Consider the following 22,274-nt stretch of genomic DNA (forward strand, 5'->3'; position numbering starts at 1 on the left):
TCGACCCACTCCGCCTATTTTGCCTTGAGATGGTGATTCCCACAAATTAACGTTCCGTCAAGACTTTCCACAGGTCATACCCAGGAAAAGTCGAAAATATCCCCTTTGAAGGGGTCTAATAGGGGTACGCTCACCAGATTTAACCGATATGTAGGCGGTAGACCTTGAAAGACAAGGGTTTGCGCATACACAAAGGTTTACGCTTTCTGCCCGGCGCCTTCCTCAGCGGGAAGCGCCGTCGTACTGGGTTACCGTCAGTGCAGCAATGTCGATTTCCGGCACGCATCTCAGGTTGATCGCCGCCATTTCCTTGCCGTCCGGCATCGTCGCCTCGCTGAACGGCGCGATCCCGCAATTGGCGCAGAAATAGTGGGTGATCACATGCTTGTTGAACTGGTAGGAGGAAAGGTCCTCACGCGAGGTCGCAAGCTGAAACTGATTGCGCGGAACGAAGGCCAGGAGCACGCCTTTTCGCCGACAGAGAGAACAGTTGCATTCCATCGCCGCGCCAAATTCGCCCTCTGCTTCAAAGGCGATCTTGCCGCAATGACAGTTCCCGGTAATCCGCATCAGGCTCCCCACTCAGCCGACTCCAAGCCGATACAATAGGGCTGCGTCGTCATTCGGCAAGGGCAGTATTTCCCGGAGGGCGCTTGTCTCAGCCGTGGCTGACGGCCGCGCCCTTCACCCGGCCGGAAAGCACGCCAAACCCGTCGATGATCGCTTCCTGGTTTTCCATGCGGACGATTTCGAGCTGAACCTCGGAAAGCGCAAGCAGCAAAGGTTCGATCTCGCCCGCATCCCCCGCTTCCGTCGCCTCGGCGATCTCCCGCTCGAGTTCGATCTTCTGGAGCCTCAGCGCCTTGGTCCGCTTGTGCAGCGACAATGCCTGCCGATAGCCTTCACGGGCATCCTCCAGCGCAGCGACCTCGGTCGCAGTCCACAGTCGCGCATTGCGCACCTGCTGGTCGAGCGATTTCAGGATCATGTCGAACCCTTCGCCGGCAAGCCGCTGCATCAGGTATTCGCGCGAAAGATTGGCCCCCGCGGTCGCGGCCGCCGGCAGCATGGCCGACCAGAAACGCTGCAGGTCGCGGTTCTCGAAATCGATCGCGGCGATCTCGTCATATTCCTCCAGCAGCAGCTGAGGATGATTGACGATGGTAAGTGCCAGCACGCTTTCCCGAAGCGCCGGCAGATCGCGGTAACCGCGCACGAGACCGGACCGCGCGAGCCGGTCGGAAACACCGGCAGCCCGTCCCGCGGCCCGCGGCCCCTGCGGCGGTCCGCCCTGCCCCGGCCTGCCGCCGCCGCCAGCACCACGCTGGAAATTCTGGCGCCGTTCACTGCCGCCGCGCGGAGCGGGCGCAAAAAAAGTATTGAGCCGGTCGCGGATGGCCTGCTGGTAGTGGCGGCGCACGTTTTCGTCGGCGATGACGGAAACGATCTGCTTCAGCCGCGCCTCCAGTTCGGCGCGTTTTTCCGGCGTGTCGTAATTGCCGGCTCCCGCCTCGCGCTGCCAGATCATCTCGACCAGCGGCTTGGCTTCGGACAAAACCTTGTCGAACGGGGCCCGGCCCTCATGCTTGACAAGATCGTCCGGATCCTTGCCGTCGGGAAGCAGCGCGAAACGCACCGATTTTCCCGGCTTCAGGAATGGAAGTGCCAGATCCGCGGCGCGGCTTGCCGCCCTCAGACCCGCGCCGTCGCCGTCGAAGCAGAGCACCGGCGTCGGTGACATCTTCCATAGGAGGTCGAGCTGGTTTTCGGTGAGCGCGGTGCCGAGCGGAGCAACGGCATTCTCGACGCCCGCCTGATGGAGCGCGATGACATCCATGTAACCTTCGACGGCGATGATCGTGCCGCCTTCGCTCTTGCCGGGACCACCCTGCGCCGCACGCCGGGCGCGGGCGAAATTGTAGAGCACCTGCCCCTTGTGGAAGAGTTCCGTCTCGTTGGAGTTCAGGTATTTCGCCGGCGCGTCCGATGCCATGGCCCGGCCGCCGAACGCGATCACCTTTTCCCGCGACGACAGGATCGGGAACATCACGCGGTCGCGAAAACGGTCGTAGGAGACGGCGATCCCCTCCCCGTGCACGACGAGGCCGCAAGCCTCGATCTGGTCCTTCGGCACGCCCTTGGCCGCCAGGTGCTCCTTCAATGCATTGCGGCTTTCCGGCGCGTAGCCGAGGCGAAAGGTCTCGATCGTGCGGCCCGTCAGCCCACGGTCACGCAGATAGGCACGCGCCTTGGCGCCGACGGCGCTCTGGAGCTGGTCCTGGAAGAATTGCGTCGCCAGCTCCATGACGTCGAGCAGCGTCGTGCGCTCCTTCTCGCGCCTCTCGGCCTGCGGATCCGGCTGCGGCATGGCGATGCCGGCCATGTCGGCGACCGTCTGCACCGCCTCGGGAAAACTCTGCCCTTCGAGTTCGGTGAGGAAGCGGAAATGATCGCCCGTGACACCACAGCCGAAGCAATGGTAGCGACCCTTGCGGTCCTCGCAATGGAAGCTCGGGCTCTTCTCGCCATGGAACGGGCAGCAGGCCCAATAGTCGCCGCGGGAGACGTTGGTCTTCTTGCGATCCCACGTCACCCGGCGGCCGATCACGCCCGATATCGGCACGCGATCACGGATCTCGTCGAGAAAACTGTTGGAAAAGCGCATTTCTACCTCTTTGGGTCACCTTCCATATAAGCGCAGCCCTTGAGGAACGCCACCGCCAAGGGCAAATCCTGCCCGCTATTCACAGGGAGCAAGCGAGGCAACTGGCCCGCCTTCACCGGGCGAACTATGCTTGATTCTGTTTCCCTGTGACCTACCCTCCTTCGCCAGACAGATTTCAAAGGCCAAGATATTTCATGACGAAACGGGATTTCATCTATGTGGCACTGCTGGTTTCGCTTACCACCGGCTCGGTCATCGACGCCTTCACCGGGGGTCCCGATGCGCAGGGGTTCACGCTCAACGATCTCACCCAATTGATCGCAACCGTCGTCCTGTGTGTCTGGTGGGAGATCGAGGACGCGAAATTGCGGGGCGGCACGGCCGTGACCCTGACCCGGACCTTGACGATCTTTTTCGCACCGCTTGGCCTGCTCGCCTATTTCTTCCAGTCGCGCAGACCGATCGCTGCGGCCATCGCCTTCGTGGCCTTCATCGGCGGCGCGCTGCTTGCCATTATCGGCGGAGCGTTTCTGGGCGAATGGCTGGTCGCCGCCTGATCAGGACAGGCCCTGAATCCCACCCCGTTTGCCCACGGATCGGGCAAATTTTTGGCGGGTCGCGAACCGGCGATATTATCTTTTTGTAATTTGCCGGACGCCCGCCCGTGGGATTTAATTCTCCTCCGACTTCGAAAATGCCGGCCGGCGTGAGATGCGCGACGGCATTCCCTTCGCTCTTCGGGACGAGGCGTGTCGCAATGTATCGCAGCACCTCGGATCATCTCGCCGGTGGCAAGTCCGCAGTCGGCCGGCGGGATCCGGAAGAGCAAAAAAGGCGGGAGCCCGGTCACCGGGTTCCCGCCTTTCGTTCATCGGCCTTAAAATGAGCCGCTTATTTCAACAGATCCTTCACCGTGCCGGAAGCCTTGGCGAAATCCATCTGGCCGGGATATTTCTCCTTCAGCACCGCCATGACCTTGCCCATGTCGCGCAGTCCCTGTGCGCCGGCTTCGGCAATCGCCGCCTTGATCAGGCCCTGCACGGCCTCGTCCGAGAGCTGCTCGGGCATGAAGCCCTTGATGACGTCGATTTCCTCGCGCTCCTGCGTCGCAAGCTCGGCCCGTCCGGCATCCTCGTAGATCTTTGCCGATTCCTCGCGCTGCTTCACCATCTTCTGCAGGATCTGCAGGATGTCGTCATCGCTGACCGGGTCCTTGCCGAGACCGCGATTGGCAATGTCGCGATCCTTGATCGCAGTCTGGATCAGCCGCACGGTCGAGAGCCGGCGGGTGTCCTTGGCCTTCATGGATTCTTTCAGCGCATCGGAAAGCTTGTCGCGCAACATCATTTTTCTCCTTGGGAAAAGCCGGCGCAGGTCGTGTGAATTATGGCTTTTCCTTGGCATTCACGCCCGTGTCATAGACGACGGGTTGAGAGCAATCAAATCAATTTCCCCAAAGCCTTGAATCCCATATGCTATAATCCTCATGGAATTCTTGGCCGGCGAGATTGACCACCTCGCCCGCTTTGTCTATTTTCCGGCACCTGCACGAGATTTAGAGGTTAGGGCCTGCGCCGGGATTTCCGCGCGCCCTCTCTCACGACCATAAATGGCCCTCGCAGCCTGTCCCTTCAAGGGACGGGACCGGTGAGGCAGAAGGATGGATATGACCGCGACCGCTCCCTGGACCACCAAGAAACCCACCGCATTGCTCGTTCTGGCCGACGGCACCGTGATCGAAGGAACCGGCATCGGCGCGACCGGCAAGGTGCCGGCCGAGGTGGTATTCAACACCGCGCTGACGGGCTACCAGGAAATCCTGACCGACCCCTCCTATCTCGGCCAGATCGTCACCTTCACCTTCCCGCATATCGGCAATATCGGCACCAACGAGGAAGACGTCGAGGACCTGACGCCGGCAGCCCGCCGCGGCGCGGTCGGCACCATCTTCAAGGCCGACATCACCGAGCCCTCCAACTACCGCGCCGCAAAGGACCTCGACGGCTGGCTGAAGGCGCGTGGCATCATCGGCCTTTCCGGCATCGACACTCGCGCGCTGACCGCCTGGATCCGCCAGAACGGCGCCCCGAACGCGGTGATCGCCCACGATCCAAACGGTGTCTTCGACATCGAGGCATTGAAGGCGGAAGCCCGCGCCTGGAGCGGCCTCGAAGGCCTCGATCTCGCCAAGGAAGCGACCTCCGGCCAGTCCTCGCAATGGAACCAGACGCCCTGGGTCTGGAACGAAGGTTACGACGAGCTGAAGCCCGAGGACGCCAAGTACCACATCGTCTGCATCGACTACGGCGTGAAGCGCAACATCCTGCGCCTCTTCGCCGGCCTCGACTGCAAGGTGACCGTGGTCCCGGCCCAGACCTCGGCCGAAGACATCCTGGCGCTGAAGCCGGACGGCATCTTCCTGTCGAACGGCCCGGGCGATCCGGCCGCGACTGGCGCATATGCCGTGCCGGTGATCAGGAGCGTCATCAAGACCGATATCCCGACCTTCGGCATCTGCCTCGGCCACCAGATGCTCGGCCTGGCGCTCGGGGCGAAGACCGAGAAGATGCACCAGGGTCATCACGGCGCCAATCATCCGGTGAAGGACCACACCACCGGCAAGGTCGAGATCGTCTCGATGAATCACGGCTTCGCGGTGGATTCGAAGTCCCTGCCGGAAGGCGTTGAAGAGACTCACATTTCTCTCTTCGACGGCACCAATTGTGGGCTGCGCGTCACCGGCAGGCAGGTCTTCTCCGTCCAGCACCATCCGGAAGCCTCGCCCGGCCCGCAGGACAGCCATTATCTCTTCCGCCGCTTCATCAACATGGTGCGCGAGAAGAAGGGCGAACCGGCCCTCGCCGAGCGCTGATTTCCGGCGCTTAAAAAATCCGTCGACACCTATTGACCTTAACATTGGTTGAGGTCGCATAAACGCCCCTGTTCAGAAACGAGCAGGGGTTTTTCACATGAACGAAATACGCAACGGACGCGTGGTCCGCGTCAACAGGTTCTCGGTGCCGGAAGAGGCTCGCCTACAATTCATGGAGCTTCTCGAGCGCACCCACCGGGTGATGCGCGAGCAACCGGGTTTCATCGACGACATGGTGTTGGAACAGCAGGCAGGCGGCGGCCTCCTCAGCCTCATCACCATCATCCAGTTCGATGGCGAACACGTCCTCCAGCCGATCATCGCCGCCGTCGCAAGATCGGACCGGGAAGCGGGCATCGACCGCCAGGCCCTCAGCCGCGAGCTCGGCGTCGAAGCCAATGTCGGCTTCTATGCACCAATCACTTTGCGCGAACTTCTGCCTGCCTGACCGTCAGATCACGCCGGACGAGGAGGCTCTCAGCGGGCCGACATCGTCCGGCGATACACCAGCAGCCAGAAACGGCCGCAAAGCAGGGCAGCCGCAGCCGCAAGTCCGGTCACGAAGCCGAACCAGACACCCTCGCCGCGAAAACCGAGCGGAAAGCCAAATATCCAGGCGCAAGAGAAACCGATCGGCCAATAGGCGATCAGCGCCAGCACCATCGGCACCCTTGTATCCTTCAGCCCGCGCAGCAGACCTGCACCAACCGCCTGCAGCCCGTCGACCAGCTGGAAGGCGCCGGCGATCATGATCAGCGGCATCGCGAATTCCAGCACGGTCGCGGCATCCTGCTTGCGCGTGTCGAGGAAGAGATTGCCGAAGAAATGCGGAATAGTCGCATAAAGCACGCTGCCGACCGCCGTGAAGAGCACGCTGATCACGAGCACGGCGATGGCGGCGCGTCTAACGCCCAGAAGATCGCCGCGGCCGTCGGCGAGTCCGACCCGCACCGTCGCCACTTGCGACAGGCCGAGCGGGATCATGAAGGCGATCGCCGCGAGCTGCAGCGCGATGCCGTGGGCAGCCAGTTCCAGCTTGCCGATCATGCCCATCAGCAGGGAAGCTGCCGAAAACAGGCTGGTTTCCGCAAGGATGGTGAAGCTGATCGGCAGGCCGAGCACGACGATCTCGCGCATCATGCCCCAGTCAGGCCGCCAGAATCGCACGAAGATCTCGTAGGCGCGCATCTTCGGCTGGCTTTCCACGTAGAGGAGCGCCACCACAAAACCGAACAGATTGGCGGCAACGGAAGCGATCGCCGCTCCGTGCAGGCCCATTTCCGGCGCCCCGAAACGGCCGAAGATCAGCAGGTAGGCAACGATCGCATTGATGCAGAACATCACGATGGTGACGTAGAGAACGATGGCGCCCTTCTCCAGCCCGGTGACGAAACTGCGGAGCGCCATCAGTCCCAGCGCCGGGAAAATGCCCCACTGGGCGATGCGCAGATAACTTTGCGCATTCGCCGCGACATCCGGCTGCTGACCGAGCGCAAGCAGGATCGGACCGGAAAACCAAAGGATCGGCGCGGTCAGCACCCCGAAGGCAAGCACGATCCACAAGCCCATGCGCACCGACCGGCGAACCAAGCGGCTATCGCCATGCCCGAGCGCCTGCGCCACCAGCGGCACCACGGCGCTGGTAAAGCCCGTGCCGAAGATGAAGACCAGGAAGAACATCTGCGTCGCGAGCACCACCGAGGCAAGCTCGGTCGTGCCGAGCCAGCCGACCAGGATCACATCGGTGGTGTTGATCGCCATCTGCGCAAGCTGGGCGCCGACCAGCGGCACGCCGAGCGCAATGGTCGCACGCATATGCGCGGACCAGGAATTGTCCGTCCTCATCGCTGCCACGGTGGGGGAAAGACTCGACATGACGCTCCTCCGCAGACGAAAAAAGCCGCTTCCAGAAACTGGCGAGCGGCGGATGATGCAGCCTATAGAGGAGCATCATCCGTGCGGCAACACTTACAGGTGATTCTGCAGATTTTTTGCGTGTCGCTTCAAGAAATCTGATGGGTGAGTTCGTTTTCGCGCTGACCTACAGGCGTTTTCCGCGAAATCCGGCTCAGAAACACCAGAATCGCACAGGCCATGAAGATCGCCGCCATCATGTAGGGTGCGCCCGCGAACTCGACTTTGGCATGCTCGCCGGTGAACGCGCTGAACAGTTGCGTAAAGATCGCCGGGCCGACGATCGTCGTCAGGCTGGTGAGGCTCGTCATCGCGCCCTGCAGCTCGCCTTGCGCCGACGGCGGTACCCTGGCCGAAGCGATGCTTCTGAGCGCTGGGTCGGCGATGTTTTCGATCGTGGTCGCCAGGATGACGGCATAGACCATCCATCCCTGCCAGGCGAAGGCATAACCGGCAAGGCCGAGGCAGGAGAAACAAAGCCCGAGCACGGCCGTCTTCCATTCACCGAGCACCGGCACCAGTTTCGGCAGGATGAAGCCCATGACGAAGGCCGCGCAGATGCCGAACACACCGAGCGACAGGCCGATCTGCCCCTCGCTCCATCCGTAGCGATAGACCGAGACGAAGGACCAGACCGACGGATAGACCGCATGCGCCAGCCAATAGAGGAACATCACCAGCATGACCCAGCCGATACCGGGATAGTGGCGCATCTGGCGCAGCGCCCCGAGCGGATTGGCTCGGCTGAGCTCGAACTTGCGGCGGTTCGCCTTGTCGAGCGTTTCCGGCAGCAGGAACCACGACGCCACGAAATTGGCGAGCGAGAGCAGGCCGGCGCCGAGGAAGGGCACGCGTGGCCCAAGCTCACCGAGCACCCCTCCGATGACTGGTCCGACCGTGAAGCCGACACCGAAGGCGATCCCGATCAGTCCAAAGTTCCTGGCGCGGTTCTCGTCATTGCTGATATCGGCGATATAGGCCGAGCAGGTGGCGAAACTGCCGCCGGAAATGCCGGCAAGCACCCGTCCGACAAACAGCATCCAGAAACTGGTGGCAGCCGCGCAGATCAGATTGTCGAGCGCGAAAGTGAAGATCGAGGCGAGCAGGATCGGTCGGCGGCCGAACCGATCGGAAAGGTTGCCGAGCAGCGGCGCAAACAGGAACTGCATGCCGGAATAGATCAACAACAGCCAGCCGCCGTCGACCGCCGCCGCGCTCATGTCGTCGCCGGTCAGCTCGCGCAGGAAGGTCGGCAGCACCGGCATGATGATCGCGATCCCGATGATGTCCAGGAACAGGATCATGAAGACGAGGAAAAGGCCGCGGCGAACGAATTTCGGGTCGAGCATACGATGTCTCTCTAGCGATTGTGTTTTCTGGAAAGACGATCAGCTCGCCGGGCTGCCTACATAGCGGCAAAAGAAAACCGAAACAATCCGTGAACATTTCAAAGTTTTTGATGAACCACAACCGGAGCGTAAATTCAGCCCGCAAAGTGCCGGTCGCCCGGTGAAAATCAACAAATGCGCGCAATGGCCACCGTGATGGCAATGGGAAAACGGTCTGAAGCTCCGCCGCTCGCGCCCTGCTATCTTGACGCGATCTTGTTGACAGATGCAAGCAAAGACATAGGCTGACGTCCCGTGGTTACGATCATGATCGGTTGGGGATTATCATGCGCGGATTGATGGCGATCGCATTCCTCTTGGCATCGGGTACCACCGCGATGGCGGATATGAAGATCTCCTTCGACTGGGGGCCGACAAAGAAGTGTTTCGATTCGAAATCGCCACCGATCTCGCTCTCGGGCGTCCCCGCCGGCACCACGGCCCTCGATATCCGCATGAAGGACATGGACGTGCCAGATTATAACCACGGCGGCGGCAAGGTGGATTTTTCGGGCCAGAAGTCGCTCGCCTATGGCGCCTTCAGCTATACTGGCCCCTGCCCGGCTTCCGGCAAGCACAAGTACCGCTTCACGGTGAAGGCGCTCGATTCCGGCGGCAAGACGCTGGCGACGGCAACCGCCGACAAGATGTTCCCATAGTCCGGAAGCCCTCGACAGTCCAAACCGGAGCCCATAGAGATTGGAGTTGAAACTCCTCTCTTCGGCGACATCCTCATGATCGAACTTCTCTGGCGCGGCATCCTGATCGGCCTCGGCGCAACCGTCCTGATGGATCTCTGGGCGATCGTCCTGAACAAGGTCTTCGCTCAGCCCAAGGCGAACTGGGCGCCGGCCGGGCGGTGGTTCTGGCACCTGCGCCGCGGAAAGGTTTTTCACGATAGCATCGCCGCCGCCGAACCCTACGACCATGAACTCGCGCTCGGCTGGGCCGGTCACTACGCCGTCGGCATTCTATACGGCGTGATCCTCGCGCTGATCGTAGGGCCGAACTGGTTCGCCGCGCCGACCTTCATTCCCGCCTGGATCCTTGGCATCGTTACCATAGGTGCCGGCTGGTTCCTGATGCAGCCGGGCCTCGGCCTCGGCTGGGCCGCCGCGAAGACGCCAAGGCCGAACAAGGTCCGTTTCCTCAATTTCGCCGCCCACACCGTTTTCGCACTCGGTCTTTACAGCACCGCTCTGCTGATCCGCTAACCCTCCAAATCCCGTTTCATCCGGTCGAGCATATCGACAGCGTGCGCCGCATAGGCGCCGATCCAACGGTCGTGGATCGCCTTGATCGGCAGCGGGTTCAGGTGGTTCCAGCGCTCCCGCCCCTCGCGCCTCACCAGCACCAGATCCGCCCCTTCCAGAACCTTCAGATGCTGCATCACGGTGCAGCGGTCGAGCTTCGGAAACCGCGCGCAGAGATCGCCCGTCGTCTGCGGCCGGTCCTTCAGCTCGTCCAGAATCTCCCTGCGAACCGGCGCCGCCAGGGCCTTGAAAATAAGGTCGTTTTTTTCATCGCTTGACATGTTATGTTTTTATAACATGATAGAGGGAGAAACAAGGGAGAAAGACCATGGAACTGAAGTTCAAGGTATCGAGCCGGATCTCAAAACCGGTCGAGGAGGTGTTCGAGGCCGTCGCCGATCCGAAGAAGCTTTCCGGCTACTTCACCACAGGCGGCGCGAAGGGGCGGCTGGAGACTGGTACGACGGTCACCTGGGACTTTCACGATTTCCCGGGCGCCTTCCCCGTCGAGGTCGTCGAGGTGGAAAAGAACCGGAAGATCGTGCTGCGCTGGGATGCGACGGAAGGCAATGCGGCCGAACAGGGCCCGGAAAACGTCACCCCCGCCAACTACAAGACGACGGTCACCATGACCTTCGAGCCGCTGGAGGACGGCCGCACGCTGGTGACCATCGCCGAGGAGGGTTGGCGTGAAACCCCCGGCGGGCTTTCAGCCTCCTACGGCAACTGCCAGGGCTGGTCGCAGATGCTCTGCGCCATGAAGGCCTTTGTGGAATACGGGATCAACCTGCGCGAGGGAATGTACAAGTAACTTGGCTCTTGAGGATGCCGCTCCCCCCTCTGTCCTGCCGGGCATCTCCCCCTCAAGAGGTGAGATCGGTGGGAGCCTGCTCATCGCCATACATTGAACGTCGCATCATTTGCGGTGGTTGTTTAGAGGCCGGGACCGTGCCGCTTGTGGTCTCCTCACCTGAGGGGGAGATGCCCGGCGGGGCTGAGCGGGCATCCCGGCTCCGCCCTCACCATCGTCATCCTCGGGTGAAAACCCGAGGATCCAAACACGGCAAACCCTCAGACATTCCCAGAAAACGTATCGCAGGCCTTCATGTCGCCCGTATCGAACCCACGCTTGAACCAGCGGGCGCGCTGCGCCGACGTACCGTGGTTGAAACTTTCCGGCACGACATAGCCCTGACTGCGTTTCTGCAGCGTATCGTCGCCGATCTGCTGGGCGGCATTCAGCGCCTCTTCGAGATCGCCTTGATCGAGAATGCCCTTCTGCTGGGTGAACTTGCCCCAGACGCCGGCAAAGCAGTCGGCCTGGAGTTCGACGCGCACCGACATGCGGTTGGCGTCCGCCTCGCTCATCCGCTGGCGGGCCTGGTTGAACTTCGGCAGGATGCCGGTGAGGTTCTGGACGTGGTGGCCGACTTCGTGGGCGATCACATAGGCCTCGGCGAAATCGCCTGCTGCATCGAAGCGCTGCTCGAGTTCCTTGAAGAAGTTCGTATCGAGATAAAGCTTGTGGTCGCCGGGGCAATAGAACGGACCGGTCGCGGACGATGCGAACCCGCAGGCCGAATTCACCCGGCCGGAGAACAGCACCAGCACCGGCTCCTGATACTGCTGGCCGTTGGCCTGGAAAATGCCGTGCCAGGTATCTTCCGTCTCGGCGAGCACGGTGCGCACGAACGCGGTCGTATCGTCGTTGGCGGGCGTGCGATTTCGGGTCGTCTGCTGCTGCTCGAAGCCGGAGCCGTCCATGCCGAGTTCGCCCGACAGCAGCGACAGCGGATTGATGCCGGTAATCCAGCAGATGATCAGGATGACGATGATCCCGCCGATGCCGAGTCCGCCCCCGCGGCGCCCGCCGCCGCCGATCGGAATGCGCAATCCGCCCCGGCCGAGCGGACTGTCGCCCATGGAGGCGCCACGCTGGTCCTCGACATTGTCCGATTGCCGGCGCCCTCTCCATTCCATGTCGTGCTCTCCTGTTCGACAGTACCTCGGGCGATATAACGCCGGCGGCCGCGAAAGCGATCCGTCACCGCATCACATAGCCGAAGATTCGTCCTCAGGCGACCCGCAGGGCCTTTTTGCCGGGCAGGAAAATCGTCAGCAACCCGAGCGCCGGCAGGAAGGCGCAGACATTGTAGACGAAGGTTATGCCGTATTGGTCGGCGAAGACGCCGAGCACCGCCGCAGCGATGCCGCCGATCCCAAAGGCAATGCCGAAGAAGATGCCGGCGATCATGCCGACCCGCCCCGGCACCAGTTCCTGCGCCATCACCACGATCGCCGGGAAGGACGAGGCCATGATGAAGCCGATGATCGCCGAAAGCGCGATCGTCACCGGCAGGTTGGCATAGGGCATGGCGAGCGTGAACGGCAGCACCCCGAGGATCGAGAACCAGATCACCACCTTGGAGCCGAATTTGTCGCCGACCAGCCCGCCGATGACGGTGCCGAGCGCAACTGCGCCGAGGAAGATGAACAGCATGACCTGCGACTGCGGCACCGTGACCTGGAAGCGCTCGATGACGAAGAACGTATAATAGCTGCTGATCGAGGCCATATAGGCATTCTTCGAGAATGTCAGGATGGTGAGCACGATAAGGGCCAAGGTGACCGTGCGCCTTGAAAGGTTATGGGCCTTCAGAGCCCGCTTGCGCCCCTGGTTCGCAAGCATATGCGCCTTGTACCAGCGCGCAACGCCCGTGAGGATGACGATGCCGAAAAGTGCGCCGACCGAAACCCAGGCAACGCTGCCCTGCCCGTTCGGAACGACGATGAAGGCTGCGAGCAGCGGGCCGATCGACTGGCCGAAATTGCCGCCCACCTGGAACACCGACTGCGCCATCCCGTAACGACCGCCCGATGCAAGCCGCGCCACGCGTGACGATTCCGGATGGAAAACCGCCGAGCCGATGCCGATCAGCGACGCGGAAATGACCAGCATCATATAGGAATGAGCGTTTGCCAGCATGAACAGGCCGATGAAGGTCGACCCCATGCCGACCGGCAGCGAATAGGGAAAAGGCTTCTTGTCTGTGACGATGCCGATCACCGGCTGCAGCAGCGATGCCGTGCACTGGAAGGCGAGCGTCAGAATGCCGATCTGCCAGAAATCCAGCGCATAATCCGTTTTCAGCATCGGATAGATCGCCGAGATCATCGACTGCATGATATCGTTGATCATGTGGCAGAAGCTGACCGCCAGGATGATCGGCAGGACGGTCGCCTCGGCTGAGACTGGTGCGATCGGCTTCGAGGTTGCATCGGCCATCTGACATCCTCCGCGCAAGCGGTCTTCGTCTTGGATGGCCGTTGCTGCATTGTTGAGGACCGCAGGTTTAGTCCTGCAGCCCTGCCATGTCTATGACACCTTGGCCGCTTCCGGTACGCTCTCCCAAAAAAATCAGGCAGCCTGCGATGCCAATCGCCGCTGCAGGAAAAGCAGGGCGGCGATAACGATCACCGTGGCAAGCAGGATCCAGCTTGGCCCGCCGGTAAAGACGACGGCGTGCATGATGCGGCCGGGGATCAGCGTGAACAGGCCCGCGGCGCCGATACCGCCGAGATAAATGCCGACGACGGTCGCCTTGTGCGCCCGGATGTTGCGTGCGCGGGCAGTTGCGATCGCCCGCCAGATGCCGGCCAGCGTGAAGATGGACAGGAGATGGATCGGGCTGAAACCATGAAAAAGGTTGATCTGGTGGATGAAAAAGCTCGACAGCGACGTGACGGCCATCAGTACCATCCACACCTTGCCAAGCGCCCGGTGCAGCGGCGTGCCCTTGTGGTTCAACAGGATAAACGCGCCGAGCACCGCGGCCGGCAGCACGGCGGCGACATGGATCTGGACGGCGATCGGGGCATCGAGAAGCGGCTGGGGGTTCATCGGAACACCTTGGATTTTCATCAGCGATTGAATTGGCCGCCTGTTTCCGCCATGACTGGCTCACCCTCAACCGGAATGGCGCAGACGACGGACAAACTTCGTGAATCACCCGTTCTTGAGTTCCACGCTTCGTGAATTGCAGCTCTTCACCCGCTCCTGGCGCTTCTGGACGACGTTTACGCTTGTCGTCCTGATCTTCGTCGTCAGCGGGCCCTACGGTACGCTGGAACGGATGACGCTCGGCGTCCGGCTCGGCTACTGGCTGACCGTCCACGCGGTTACCTGGACGATTGCCATCTGTTTGGCGCTGATGGCCGAGATTCTGTTGCGCGAGCGCCTCAGCCACACGCTCGCCCGCATGATGATCGGTTCATTGGCCGCAGCCCTGCCGATCGGCTTTGCCCTCGGCGTCATCGACTTCGCCTTTTTCGGCCGCTGGACCGAGATGGAAAACGGCTTAAACCGGGCGCTGTTCGCTCTGCCTCTCTGCGCGCTCTTCTGCCTCCTGACCTACACTGCCATGCACCGTCAGATCGCCGAGGCTTCCGCACCGCCTCCACCCCCGTCGTTTTCCCCTTTTCCAGCGCCCGAGGCCTCCGAACCCGAAATCCTCACCCGCCTGAAACCACAGAACCGCGGCGCGCTCCTGCGGCTTTCCGTCGAGGATCATTACACCGAGGTGGTTACCGCCCGCGGCCGCGAATTGATCCTCCTGCGTTTCGCGGATGCCCTGAAGGAGCTTGGGGCCACGCCGGGCCTGCAGGTGCACCGCTCCCACTGGGTTGCGGATGCCCATGTCGAGACGCTGAAACGCGTGGAGGGCAAGCTATTCGTGGTCATGAAGGACGGCACGGAAGTCCCCGTGAGCCGGACCTATCTGGACGCAACGCGGTCGCGGTTCGGCTAAACCGCGCAGTCCCCGGCTACGGCCGCATCCGAACGCCGGGCGAGCACGAAATGCGCTCGCCGCCAGGCCGAAGCGGAGAAATAGGCCAACGTCACGACCATGAACGAGACGTACCCGTCGATGGCGTAGTGCCAGCCGAGGTAGACGGAACTCAGCTGGATGAAACCTACATAGATGAAGCCTGCAATTCCGAGGCCGCGGGACCGTTCAGCCAGAAAATAGGCGTTGAGCGTGATCAGGCCGACATGGACGCTCGGAAACGCGGAAATGCCGCCTGCAAAACCAGATTTGCCTTGTTCGTAAAGGCTCCAGAGATAGGACTGGTAATGCGCCGCGGAACTCAGCCACTCGCCGGGAGCCAGAAACGCCGTCAGCGCCGCGAACCGTGCATGGTCACCGGTCACGGCACCGTAAAAGACTGGACCGGCCGACAGAAACATGCCCGCAAGCACATTGCCGCACATCACCCAGACAAACAGGAAAAGCACGATATAACGCTGGCGAATACCGTCGGCCAACGGTGACGTCGAGACGAAGAACACGGCACCGAAGCAAACTACGAACCACGCCACGTTGTAGTTGAACTCCACAATAGTACGGATCATGTCGTAGCCTGCCACCGCATGCAACCACCGCCAGGGATCGACCCCGAAAGACATCCAGGCGTCTATATCAGCCTGGATCCTGTCGTATTGGAAGCCGCCCTCCAGTGCCGGCAAGGCGTTCTTGATCGAGGTAAACGTTCCCTGGAAAACCATCAGCCCAATCATCAGCATCAGGCCGGAGAGCAACGAAGCGATGCGGCGGGCGGAAAACGTGCGCCGATAGGCGAGCGGCCGCCGCCTGTCGAAACGGAGCGTCAGGACAGATATATCGATGGCGATCACCATTACCGGCATGACGATCCCAAAGATCTGGGGCCATTTCTCGAAATAAAGCTGATACGAAATCAAATCCGCGGTGCCGGTAAGGCTGAGCAATGATACGCCGCCGAGCGTGTAAAGGCCGATCAGCCCGTAGAGCAGCGCATCGCTGCGCAGGCGAAGCCCGCACTCCCGCGATAAGCGGGCCAGAAATTGCACCGCCTGCTCTGTGCACGCCCAGCGTCGCCGCATCAGTTCCCGTCTCGATTTGAAAGCCCCGTCTGCCCGACATTATGCAAACCTGCTTAAGACTTCGCTATTGGAACATCCCAAAACGGGGCCTCGATTTCTGTCGATTGGGCGATTTATGGGGTTCCGTTCCCCACAACATTTGCCTATAAGCCGCGTCTAGCCTGAAAAGACATGCGCGCGCGACCCGACCGGTGCCTCTCCACACCGCGCCGGTTTTCCGCGCAGGAAAAAAGCGGAAAGATACCCATGCCCAAGCGCCAAGATTTGAAATCGATCCTCATCATCGGCGCGGGTCCGATCGTCATCGGCCAGGCATGCGAATTCGACTATTCCGGCACCCAGGCCTGCAAGGCGCTCAAGGAAGAAGGTTACCGGGTCATCCTGGTCAACTCCAACCCGGCCACGATCATGACCGACCCGGGCCTGGCGGATGCCACCTATGTCGAGCCGATCACCCCTGAAGTCGTCGCCAAGATCATCGCCAAGGAGCGCCCGGACGCGCTCCTGCCCACCATGGGCGGCCAGACGGCGCTCAATACCGCGCTTTCGCTGAAACGCATGGGCGTGCTCGACCGCTATAATGTCGAGATGATCGGCGCCAAGCCCGCCGCGATCGACATGGCCGAAGACCGCGCCCTGTTCCGCGAGGCGATGTCGCGCATCGGGCTCGAAACCCCGAAATCGATGCTCGCCAACGCTACCGATATCAAGGATGCCGACCGCAAGACCCACGAGGCCGAGCGCAACCGGGTAAAAGAAAGCCTGACCGGCGCCGAGCTCGACAAGGCGCTCGACGAACTCGAAAACCAGTGGAACCTCGGCGAGACCGACCGCAAGCAGCGTTATATCAGCCACGCCATGGCGATCGCCGCCCAGGCGATCGACGTGGTCGGCCTTCCCGCCATCATCCGCCCCTCCTTCACCATGGGCGGCACCGGCGGCGGCATCGCCTACAACCGCTCGGAATTCTTCGAGATCGTCGGCGGCGGCCTCGATGCCTCGCCGACTACCGAAGTGCTGATCGAGGAGTCGGTGCTCGGCTGGAAGGAATACGAGATGGAGGTGATCCGCGACAAGGCGGACAACTGCATCATCATCTGCTCGATCGAGAACATCGACCCGATGGGCGTCCACACCGGCGATTCCATCACCGTCGCGCCGGCGCTGACGCTGACCGACAAGGAATACCAGATGATGCGCAACGCCTCGATCGCGGTGCTGCGCGAGATCGGCGTCGAGACCGGCGGCTCGAACGTGCAGTTCGCCGTCAACCCCAAGGACGGCCGCCTCGTCGTCATCGAAATGAACCCGCGCGTCTCGCGCTCGTCGGCGCTCGCATCGAAGGCCACCGGCTTCCCGATCGCCAAGGTCGCCGCCAAGCTCGCGATCGGCTACACGCTTGACGAACTCGACAACGATATCACCGGCGGCGCGACGCCCGCCTCGTTCGAACCGTCGATCGACTACGTCGTCACCAAGATCCCGCGTTTCGCCTTCGAAAAATTCCCGGGCGCCTCGCCGGTCCTGACCACCGCGATGAAGTCGGTCGGTGAAGTCATGGCGATCGGCCGCACTTTCGCGGAATCGCTGCAAAAGGCGCTTCGCGGTCTCGAAACCGGCCTGACCGGCCTCGACGAGATCGAAATTCCCGGCCTCGAAGACGGCGAGAACTCCAAAAACGCCATCCGCGCCGCGATCGGCACGCCGACCCCGGATCGCCTGCGCATGGTCGCCCAGGCGCTGCGCCTCGGCTTGACCGAAGGCGAGGTCCACGAGGCCTGCAAGATCGATCCGTGGTTCATCGCCCAGTTCAAGGCAATCACCGATACGGAAGCCCGCATCCGGGAGCACGGCCTGCCCCGGGACGCCGAAAACCTGCGCATGCTGAAGGCCATGGGCTTCTCCGACGCCCGCCTCGCCAGCCTGACAAGCAAGCGTCCGAAGGAAGTCGCGGAACTGCGCAACTCGCTGAACGTCCGTCCGGTCTTCAAGCGGATCGACACCTGCGCCGCCGAATTCGCCTCCCCGACCGCCTATATGTACTCGACTTACGAGACGCCTTTCGTGGGCTCGCTCCGCTCCGAAGCGGAAGTCTCCGCTGCCAAGAAGGTCATCATCCTCGGCGGCGGCCCGAACCGGATCGGCCAGGGCATCGAGTTCGACTATTGCTGCTGCCACGCCGCCTTCGCGCTGAAGGATGCCGGCTATGAAGCGATCATGATCAACTGCAACCCGGAAACCGTCTCGACCGACTACGACACGTCCGACCGCCTCTATTTCGAGCCGCTGACCGCCGAGGATGTCATCGAGATCCTGCGCGCCGAGCAGGAAAAGGGCGAAGTCGTCGGCGTCATCGTCCAGTTCGGCGGTCAGACGCCGCTGAAGCTCGCCGAAGCGCTGGAAAAGAACGGCATCCCGATCCTCGGCACAGCGCCCGACATGATCGACCTGGCGGAAGACCGCGACCGCTTCCAGAAGCTTCTGATGAAGCTCGACCTCAACCAGCCGAACAACGGCATCGCCTATTCGGTTGAACAGGCCCGCCTGGTCGCCGCCGAGATCGGCTTCCCGCTGGTCGTGCGTCCCTCCTACGTGCTCGGCGGCCGCGCCATGCAGATCATCCATTCGGAATCGATGCTGCAGACCTACCTGCTCGACACAGTTCCGGGCCTGGTGCCGGAAGACATCAAGCAGCGTTACCCGAACGACAAGACCGGCCAGATCAATACCCTGCTCGGCAAGAACCCGCTTCTGTTCGACAGCTACCTGACCAACGCCATCGAAGTCGACGTCGACTGCCTCTGCGACGGCACCGACGTCTATGTTGCCGGCATCATGGAACATATCGAGGAAGCCGGCATCCACTCTGGCGATAGTGCCTGTTCGCTACCGCCCCGCACGCTCTCGACGGAAACGCTCAACGAGCTGGAACGCCAGGCCAAGGCCATGGCGAAGGCGCTCAATGTCGGCGGCCTGATGAACGTCCAGTTCGCTATCAAGGACGGCACGATCTACGTGCTCGAAGTCAACCCGCGTGCCTCGCGCACCGTGCCATTCGTCGCCAAGACCATCGGTGCACCGATCGCCAAGATCGCCGCCCGCGTCATGGCCGGCGAAAAACTCGACGCGACATTTGCCGCCTACGGCACGAAGCCGGATCCGCGCAACCTCAAGCACATCGCCGTCAAGGAAGCCGTCTTCCCGTTCGCCAAGTTCCCGGGCGTCGATACGCTGCTGGGCCCGGAAATGCGCTCGACCGGCGAAGTCATCGGCCTCGATACGGATTTCGCACTTGCCTTCGCCAAGTCTCAGCTCGGCGCCAATGTCGAATTGCCGCGCACCGGCACCGTGTTCGTCTCGGTGCGCGATGCGGACAAGGAGCGCGTTCTGCCGGCAATCCGCATCCTGACCGAGATCGGTTTCAAGGTCCTGGCGACCGGCGGCACGGCGCGCTTCCTCGCCGAACAGGGCATCACCTCCACCCGCATCAACAAGGTGCTGGAAGGCCGCCCGCATATCGAGGATGCGATCCGCAACCGCCAGGTCCAGCTCGTCATCAACACGACGGACGGCAACAAGGCGATCTCGGATTCGAAATCGCTCCGCCGCGCCACGCTGATGCAGAAGGTGCCCTACTACACAACCATGGCCGGCGCGGAAGCTGCCGCCATGGCGATCAAGGCGCTCAAGGCCGGCAATCTCGAAGTCCGCCCGCTGCAGAGCTATTTCGCCTGACCATGACGGCGCGGCCGAAGCATGACCTTCGGCCGCCGCCTTTTTCATGCTACCTCAAGGCGGCGCCCCATGCACGGCGCCTGCCAGGCCCGACGCAGAGCCGGTTCGATCTGATATTGACGACGAGCCGTTCGACACGCTCCCCATCGTCACGCTCGAAGTCCTCAAGTTCCCAAATCTTCAGGCACTGCGTCCGGCTATGGTGACGACGACCGGCGCGTGGTCGGAGGCAATCCCCTTCGGCGGCCCGTCGCGGAAATGATCGTCGAAGATCTCCACCTTGGTCACCGCCCCGCGGCGGCGCGGGTTGTTCGGATTGAGGCCGTTGGAAACGATCGCGTAGTCGAGGATCGAACCGTGGCCCGAACTGCTGTGGGTGATCGGCCGGCCCTGAAGCTGGGTCGGCACGAGCGCCCACGCGTCGTAGAGCTTGTAGACGTGTTTGAGGAAGGCGAATTCCGCCGGAACGTCATTGCCCGGAATGCTGCCCCAGGAAAATACCCGCTCGCCCTGGGTCAGAATGCCGATCGTGTGGGAATCCGGCCCCTCGTTGAGGTCGCCGAGCAGCAGGACCGGCGCGTCGTTGTCGCGGTCGATGGCGCGGCGGAAGAGCCGGTAGACGACGCCCGCTTCCGCCGCACGTTTGGCGACCTGATCGACGCCGGCGGCATTGCGCAGCGAATAATAGGTCTTGATCTTAGCGGCCCAGTCCTCGATCGGATCGACATCGCGCGGATCGACGAATGCGCCCTGCGATTTCAGATGGCAGACATAGATGTCCGTCCCGCCGATTCCCGGCAGGTCGATGCGCGCCGCAACCGGCGTGCGGGAAAACGTGAAGCCGGGATCGACAACCGTATCGACGTCGATATCGGCAACCCCTATCAGGTCTCCCACCGCTGCGAACGGATAACGCGAGGCGATCGCAACCGTGGCATTCACATAGATCGCGCTGTCCTCGGCGTCGAAAATCGGCGTGCCGGCGTTGTAGAAATACGGATAACCCGCTGCGGCGGTCAGGTCCCTCAGCGCCTCGAACGAGACCACTTCCTGAAAGCCGACGACATCGGCGTTCATCTGCGCCAGCCTGCCTGCGATCCAGGCCTGCTTGGCCTGCCACTGCTCGGGCGTATAGGTCGATTTCGGATCCCGCTCGTGCCAGAAAATGCCGGGTGCTGCGAAATGATAGAGATTGAAGGTCGCGAATCTGAAATCGGCCATGCCTGCCTCCCGCAAAATGACGAATGCCAAGACTGATGCATCTACTTAAAATTGTAAACATGACACGGTGATGATAGTCTCCCGGCTGGATCATCCGGGGGGAACCATGTCAAAGAATATCGTCATTCTGTTCGACGGTACGTCGAACGAAATATCCGCCGACCGCACCAATATCCTGAGACTGTTCGGAACGCTGGAGCGCTCCGAAAGGCAGATCGTTTATTACGATCCCGGCGTTGGCACATTCGGAGCTGACGAAAACTGGTCTTCGTTTGCCCGGAACGCGACCGAAGTGTGGGGCCTTGCGACCGGCTGGGGCCTCGATCACAACGTCAAGGAAGCCTATCGCTTCCTTGTCGAAAACTATGACTGCGGGCCTGTCGAGAACGGCGGCCACCCGGACCGTGACCGCATCTACCTGTTCGGCTTCAGCCGTGGCGCCTATACCGCCAGGGTGCTGGCAGGCTTCATCCACGCCTTCGGGCTGACCTCGCCTCTTTATCTCAATCTCCTCGACTACGCCTACCGGACCTACAAGGATATATCCGAGCAACCGCCGGCGTCGGGTGGAGGAAACGCCTCGCCTTTCGCCGGCATGCGCATTTACGAGCGGATGCTCGACAACGACCGCCCCCCGATCAAGCTGCTCGGTCTCTTCGATACGGTCGCCTCGATGATCGAGACCGGCCACGGCCGGCTGCAGCTGAAGACCCACCCGTTCACGCATCGCAATCCCAGCGTCGAATGGGTGCGCCATGCTCTCGCGATCGACGAGAAGCGCACCATGTTCAGGCCCGAGCTGTGGACATCCGGCCAGGTCTATCGCGGCAACCCTTTTGCCGCGCCAAAGGGACCCCAGAACGCCAGGGAGGTGTGGTTCTCGGGGTTCCACTGCGATGTCGGCGGCGGCTTCCCGGAAGAGGAAAGCGGCCAGATCAAGATTCCGCTGGACTGGATGATCCGGGAGACCCGGCCGACCGGCCTCCACTACAAGGACGATATCATCAGCAAGATCGTTCTGGGTGAAGGGGAGAAGCACGATTACGTCGAACTCGATCAGCGCGCACCCCTGCACGATTCGATGAACTGGGCATGGCGTCTCGTGGAGTGCATCCCGCGCAAGGTCCCGAAAACCTCCTGGCGGAAACGCCACGCGGCGACCGGGTATTATATCCCTTGCGTCGACCCGCGCCTGATCCCGCAGGATGCCCTGATCCATCAATCCGTCAAAACCCGCCAGAGTACCGGCGCCTACGCTCCGCCCAACCTGCCGAGCAACCCGACCTTCGTGTCCTAGCGGGCC

20 protein-coding genes are annotated in these 22,274 nt (G+C 61.9%); 9 read left to right on the top strand and 11 right to left on the bottom strand.

The genetic code is table 11. The features are described from left to right. Window positions 1-222: 222 nt before the first annotated feature. Window positions 223-570, bottom strand: coding sequence for a GFA family protein (locus tag J2X76_RS08225; RefSeq protein ID WP_113128482.1), 348 nt, complete (start codon window positions 568-570; stop codon window positions 223-225). An 88-nt stretch (window positions 571-658) separates the two neighbouring features. Then, entirely contained in the window at window positions 659-2,665 is a 2,007-nt protein-coding gene (gene dnaG, locus J2X76_RS08230) for a DNA primase (RefSeq protein WP_310214877.1), read from the bottom strand. A 194-nt stretch (window positions 2,666-2,859) separates the two neighbouring features. Here dnaG and J2X76_RS08235 point away from each other — a divergent pair, with 194 nt between their 5' ends. Further along, window positions 2,860-3,222: a hypothetical protein gene (locus J2X76_RS08235; protein ID WP_310214880.1), complete on the top strand. Its 363-nt coding sequence runs from the start codon at window positions 2,860-2,862 to the stop codon at window positions 3,220-3,222. A gap of 334 nt (window positions 3,223-3,556) precedes the next feature. Here the strand turns inward: J2X76_RS08235 and J2X76_RS08240 are convergent, their stop codons facing one another. Further along, window positions 3,557-4,009, bottom strand: a complete 453-nt coding sequence (locus J2X76_RS08240; RefSeq protein WP_113128479.1) for a GatB/YqeY domain-containing protein — start codon at window positions 4,007-4,009, stop codon at window positions 3,557-3,559. Between the two features lie 322 nt (window positions 4,010-4,331). Here J2X76_RS08240 and carA point away from each other — a divergent pair, with 322 nt between their 5' ends. Together carA and J2X76_RS08250 are read left to right on the top strand one after the other, a co-directional pair. Beyond that, window positions 4,332-5,537, top strand: coding sequence for a glutamine-hydrolyzing carbamoyl-phosphate synthase small subunit (gene carA, locus J2X76_RS08245; RefSeq protein ID WP_310214882.1), 1,206 nt, complete (start codon window positions 4,332-4,334; stop codon window positions 5,535-5,537). A 97-nt stretch (window positions 5,538-5,634) separates the two neighbouring features. After that, window positions 5,635-5,985, top strand: a complete 351-nt coding sequence (locus J2X76_RS08250; RefSeq protein ID WP_310214885.1) for an antibiotic biosynthesis monooxygenase — start codon at window positions 5,635-5,637, stop codon at window positions 5,983-5,985. A gap of 29 nt (window positions 5,986-6,014) precedes the next feature. On the opposite strand, the gene J2X76_RS08255 is transcribed toward J2X76_RS08250, so the two are convergent. Together J2X76_RS08255 and J2X76_RS08260 are read right to left on the bottom strand one after the other, a co-directional pair. Continuing rightward, the gene (locus J2X76_RS08255; RefSeq protein ID WP_310214887.1) at window positions 6,015-7,412 is read right to left on the bottom strand and encodes an MATE family efflux transporter; all 1,398 of its coding nucleotides are present in this window, start codon (window positions 7,410-7,412) and stop codon (window positions 6,015-6,017) included. A 128-nt stretch (window positions 7,413-7,540) separates the two neighbouring features. Further along, window positions 7,541-8,800 carry a TCR/Tet family MFS transporter gene (locus J2X76_RS08260; protein WP_113128522.1) on the bottom strand — a complete coding sequence of 420 codons (1,260 nt, stop codon included), beginning with the start codon at window positions 8,798-8,800 and terminating at the stop codon, window positions 7,541-7,543. A gap of 326 nt (window positions 8,801-9,126) precedes the next feature. Between J2X76_RS08260 and J2X76_RS08265 the strand changes: the two genes are divergently transcribed. Continuing rightward, window positions 9,127-9,498 carry a phospholipid-binding protein gene (locus tag J2X76_RS08265; RefSeq protein WP_310214891.1) on the top strand — a complete coding sequence of 124 codons (372 nt, stop codon included), beginning with the start codon at window positions 9,127-9,129 and terminating at the stop codon, window positions 9,496-9,498. A gap of 75 nt (window positions 9,499-9,573) precedes the next feature. Further along, window positions 9,574-10,053 (top strand): DUF2938 domain-containing protein, encoded by a 480-nt coding sequence (locus J2X76_RS08270; RefSeq protein ID WP_310214894.1) that lies wholly within the window; start codon window positions 9,574-9,576, stop codon window positions 10,051-10,053. Here J2X76_RS08270 and J2X76_RS08275 read toward each other — a convergent pair. Further along, window positions 10,050-10,373, bottom strand: a complete 324-nt coding sequence (locus tag J2X76_RS08275; RefSeq protein WP_113128475.1) for a helix-turn-helix transcriptional regulator — start codon at window positions 10,371-10,373, stop codon at window positions 10,050-10,052. The two genes, J2X76_RS08270 and J2X76_RS08275, sit on opposite strands and share 4 nt — an antisense overlap. A gap of 47 nt (window positions 10,374-10,420) precedes the next feature. Between J2X76_RS08275 and J2X76_RS08280 the strand changes: the two genes are divergently transcribed. Beyond that, window positions 10,421-10,903: an SRPBCC family protein gene (locus J2X76_RS08280; protein ID WP_310214895.1), complete on the top strand. Its 483-nt coding sequence runs from the start codon at window positions 10,421-10,423 to the stop codon at window positions 10,901-10,903. 260 nt (window positions 10,904-11,163) lie between these two features. On the opposite strand, the gene J2X76_RS08285 is transcribed toward J2X76_RS08280, so the two are convergent. From J2X76_RS08285 to J2X76_RS08295, 3 genes are all read right to left on the bottom strand, one after another. After that, window positions 11,164-12,072 (bottom strand): neutral zinc metallopeptidase, encoded by a 909-nt coding sequence (locus J2X76_RS08285; protein ID WP_113128473.1) that lies wholly within the window; start codon window positions 12,070-12,072, stop codon window positions 11,164-11,166. A 94-nt stretch (window positions 12,073-12,166) separates the two neighbouring features. Continuing rightward, the gene (locus J2X76_RS08290) at window positions 12,167-13,378 is read right to left on the bottom strand and encodes an MFS transporter (RefSeq protein WP_310214899.1); all 1,212 of its coding nucleotides are present in this window, start codon (window positions 13,376-13,378) and stop codon (window positions 12,167-12,169) included. Between the two features lie 132 nt (window positions 13,379-13,510). Next, the gene (locus tag J2X76_RS08295) at window positions 13,511-13,993 is read right to left on the bottom strand and encodes a DUF2306 domain-containing protein (RefSeq protein WP_310214900.1); all 483 of its coding nucleotides are present in this window, start codon (window positions 13,991-13,993) and stop codon (window positions 13,511-13,513) included. Between the two features lie 100 nt (window positions 13,994-14,093). On the opposite strand from J2X76_RS08295, the gene J2X76_RS08300 reads away from it, so the two are divergent. After that, window positions 14,094-14,900, top strand: coding sequence for a LytTR family DNA-binding domain-containing protein (locus tag J2X76_RS08300; protein ID WP_310214902.1), 807 nt, complete (start codon window positions 14,094-14,096; stop codon window positions 14,898-14,900). Here J2X76_RS08300 and J2X76_RS08305 read toward each other — a convergent pair. Then, the gene (locus tag J2X76_RS08305) at window positions 14,897-15,982 is read right to left on the bottom strand and encodes a phosphatase PAP2 family protein (RefSeq protein WP_310214905.1); all 1,086 of its coding nucleotides are present in this window, start codon (window positions 15,980-15,982) and stop codon (window positions 14,897-14,899) included. The two genes, J2X76_RS08300 and J2X76_RS08305, sit on opposite strands and share 4 nt — an antisense overlap. A 279-nt stretch (window positions 15,983-16,261) precedes the next feature. Between J2X76_RS08305 and carB the strand changes: the two genes are divergently transcribed. Further along, window positions 16,262-19,750 (top strand): carbamoyl-phosphate synthase large subunit, encoded by a 3,489-nt coding sequence (gene carB, locus J2X76_RS08310; protein ID WP_310214907.1) that lies wholly within the window; start codon window positions 16,262-16,264, stop codon window positions 19,748-19,750. Window positions 19,751-19,930: 180 nt separating this feature from the next. Here carB and J2X76_RS08315 read toward each other — a convergent pair whose 3' ends face one another. After that, on the bottom strand, window positions 19,931-20,971 hold the full coding sequence (locus J2X76_RS08315; protein WP_310214909.1) for an endonuclease/exonuclease/phosphatase family protein: 1,041 nt from the start codon (window positions 20,969-20,971) through the stop codon (window positions 19,931-19,933). A 106-nt stretch (window positions 20,972-21,077) separates the two neighbouring features. Between J2X76_RS08315 and J2X76_RS08320 the strand changes: the two genes are divergently transcribed. Continuing rightward, window positions 21,078-22,268, top strand: coding sequence for a DUF2235 domain-containing protein (locus J2X76_RS08320; protein WP_310214911.1), 1,191 nt, complete (start codon window positions 21,078-21,080; stop codon window positions 22,266-22,268). Window positions 22,269-22,274 lie beyond the last annotated feature (6 nt).

Origin of the sequence: Neorhizobium sp. 2083, from assembly GCF_031455615.1 — a bacterium.
Classification (GTDB): Bacteria; Pseudomonadota; Alphaproteobacteria; order Rhizobiales; family Rhizobiaceae; genus Neorhizobium.

Bases quoted from the DNA above. Each gene is read 5' to 3' on its own strand.
- J2X76_RS08320 (WP_310214911.1), top strand. From the start codon at position 21,078: ATGTCAAAGAATATCGTCATTCTGTTCGACGGTACGTCGAACGAAATA.
- J2X76_RS08280 (WP_310214895.1), top strand. From the start codon at position 10,421: ATGGAACTGAAGTTCAAGGTATCGAGCCGGATCTCAAAACCGGTCGAG.
- J2X76_RS08240 (WP_113128479.1), bottom strand. From the start codon at position 4,009: ATGTTGCGCGACAAGCTTTCCGATGCGCTGAAAGAATCCATGAAGGCC.
- J2X76_RS08285 (WP_113128473.1), bottom strand. From the start codon at position 12,072: ATGGAATGGAGAGGGCGCCGGCAATCGGACAATGTCGAGGACCAGCGT.
- carA (WP_310214882.1), top strand. From the start codon at position 4,332: ATGACCGCGACCGCTCCCTGGACCACCAAGAAACCCACCGCATTGCTC.
- J2X76_RS08295 (WP_310214900.1), bottom strand. From the start codon at position 13,993: ATGAACCCCCAGCCGCTTCTCGATGCCCCGATCGCCGTCCAGATCCAT.
- J2X76_RS08270 (WP_310214894.1), top strand. From the start codon at position 9,574: ATGATCGAACTTCTCTGGCGCGGCATCCTGATCGGCCTCGGCGCAACC.
- J2X76_RS08225 (WP_113128482.1), bottom strand. From the start codon at position 570: ATGCGGATTACCGGGAACTGTCATTGCGGCAAGATCGCCTTTGAAGCA.
- J2X76_RS08290 (WP_310214899.1), bottom strand. From the start codon at position 13,378: ATGGCCGATGCAACCTCGAAGCCGATCGCACCAGTCTCAGCCGAGGCG.
- dnaG (WP_310214877.1), bottom strand. From the start codon at position 2,665: ATGCGCTTTTCCAACAGTTTTCTCGACGAGATCCGTGATCGCGTGCCG.
- J2X76_RS08255 (WP_310214887.1), bottom strand. From the start codon at position 7,412: ATGTCGAGTCTTTCCCCCACCGTGGCAGCGATGAGGACGGACAATTCC.
- J2X76_RS08260 (WP_113128522.1), bottom strand. From the start codon at position 8,800: ATGCTCGACCCGAAATTCGTTCGCCGCGGCCTTTTCCTCGTCTTCATG.
- J2X76_RS08315 (WP_310214909.1), bottom strand. From the start codon at position 20,971: ATGGCCGATTTCAGATTCGCGACCTTCAATCTCTATCATTTCGCAGCA.
- J2X76_RS08275 (WP_113128475.1), bottom strand. From the start codon at position 10,373: ATGTCAAGCGATGAAAAAAACGACCTTATTTTCAAGGCCCTGGCGGCG.
- J2X76_RS08235 (WP_310214880.1), top strand. From the start codon at position 2,860: ATGACGAAACGGGATTTCATCTATGTGGCACTGCTGGTTTCGCTTACC.
- J2X76_RS08265 (WP_310214891.1), top strand. From the start codon at position 9,127: ATGCGCGGATTGATGGCGATCGCATTCCTCTTGGCATCGGGTACCACC.
- carB (WP_310214907.1), top strand. From the start codon at position 16,262: ATGCCCAAGCGCCAAGATTTGAAATCGATCCTCATCATCGGCGCGGGT.
- J2X76_RS08250 (WP_310214885.1), top strand. From the start codon at position 5,635: ATGAACGAAATACGCAACGGACGCGTGGTCCGCGTCAACAGGTTCTCG.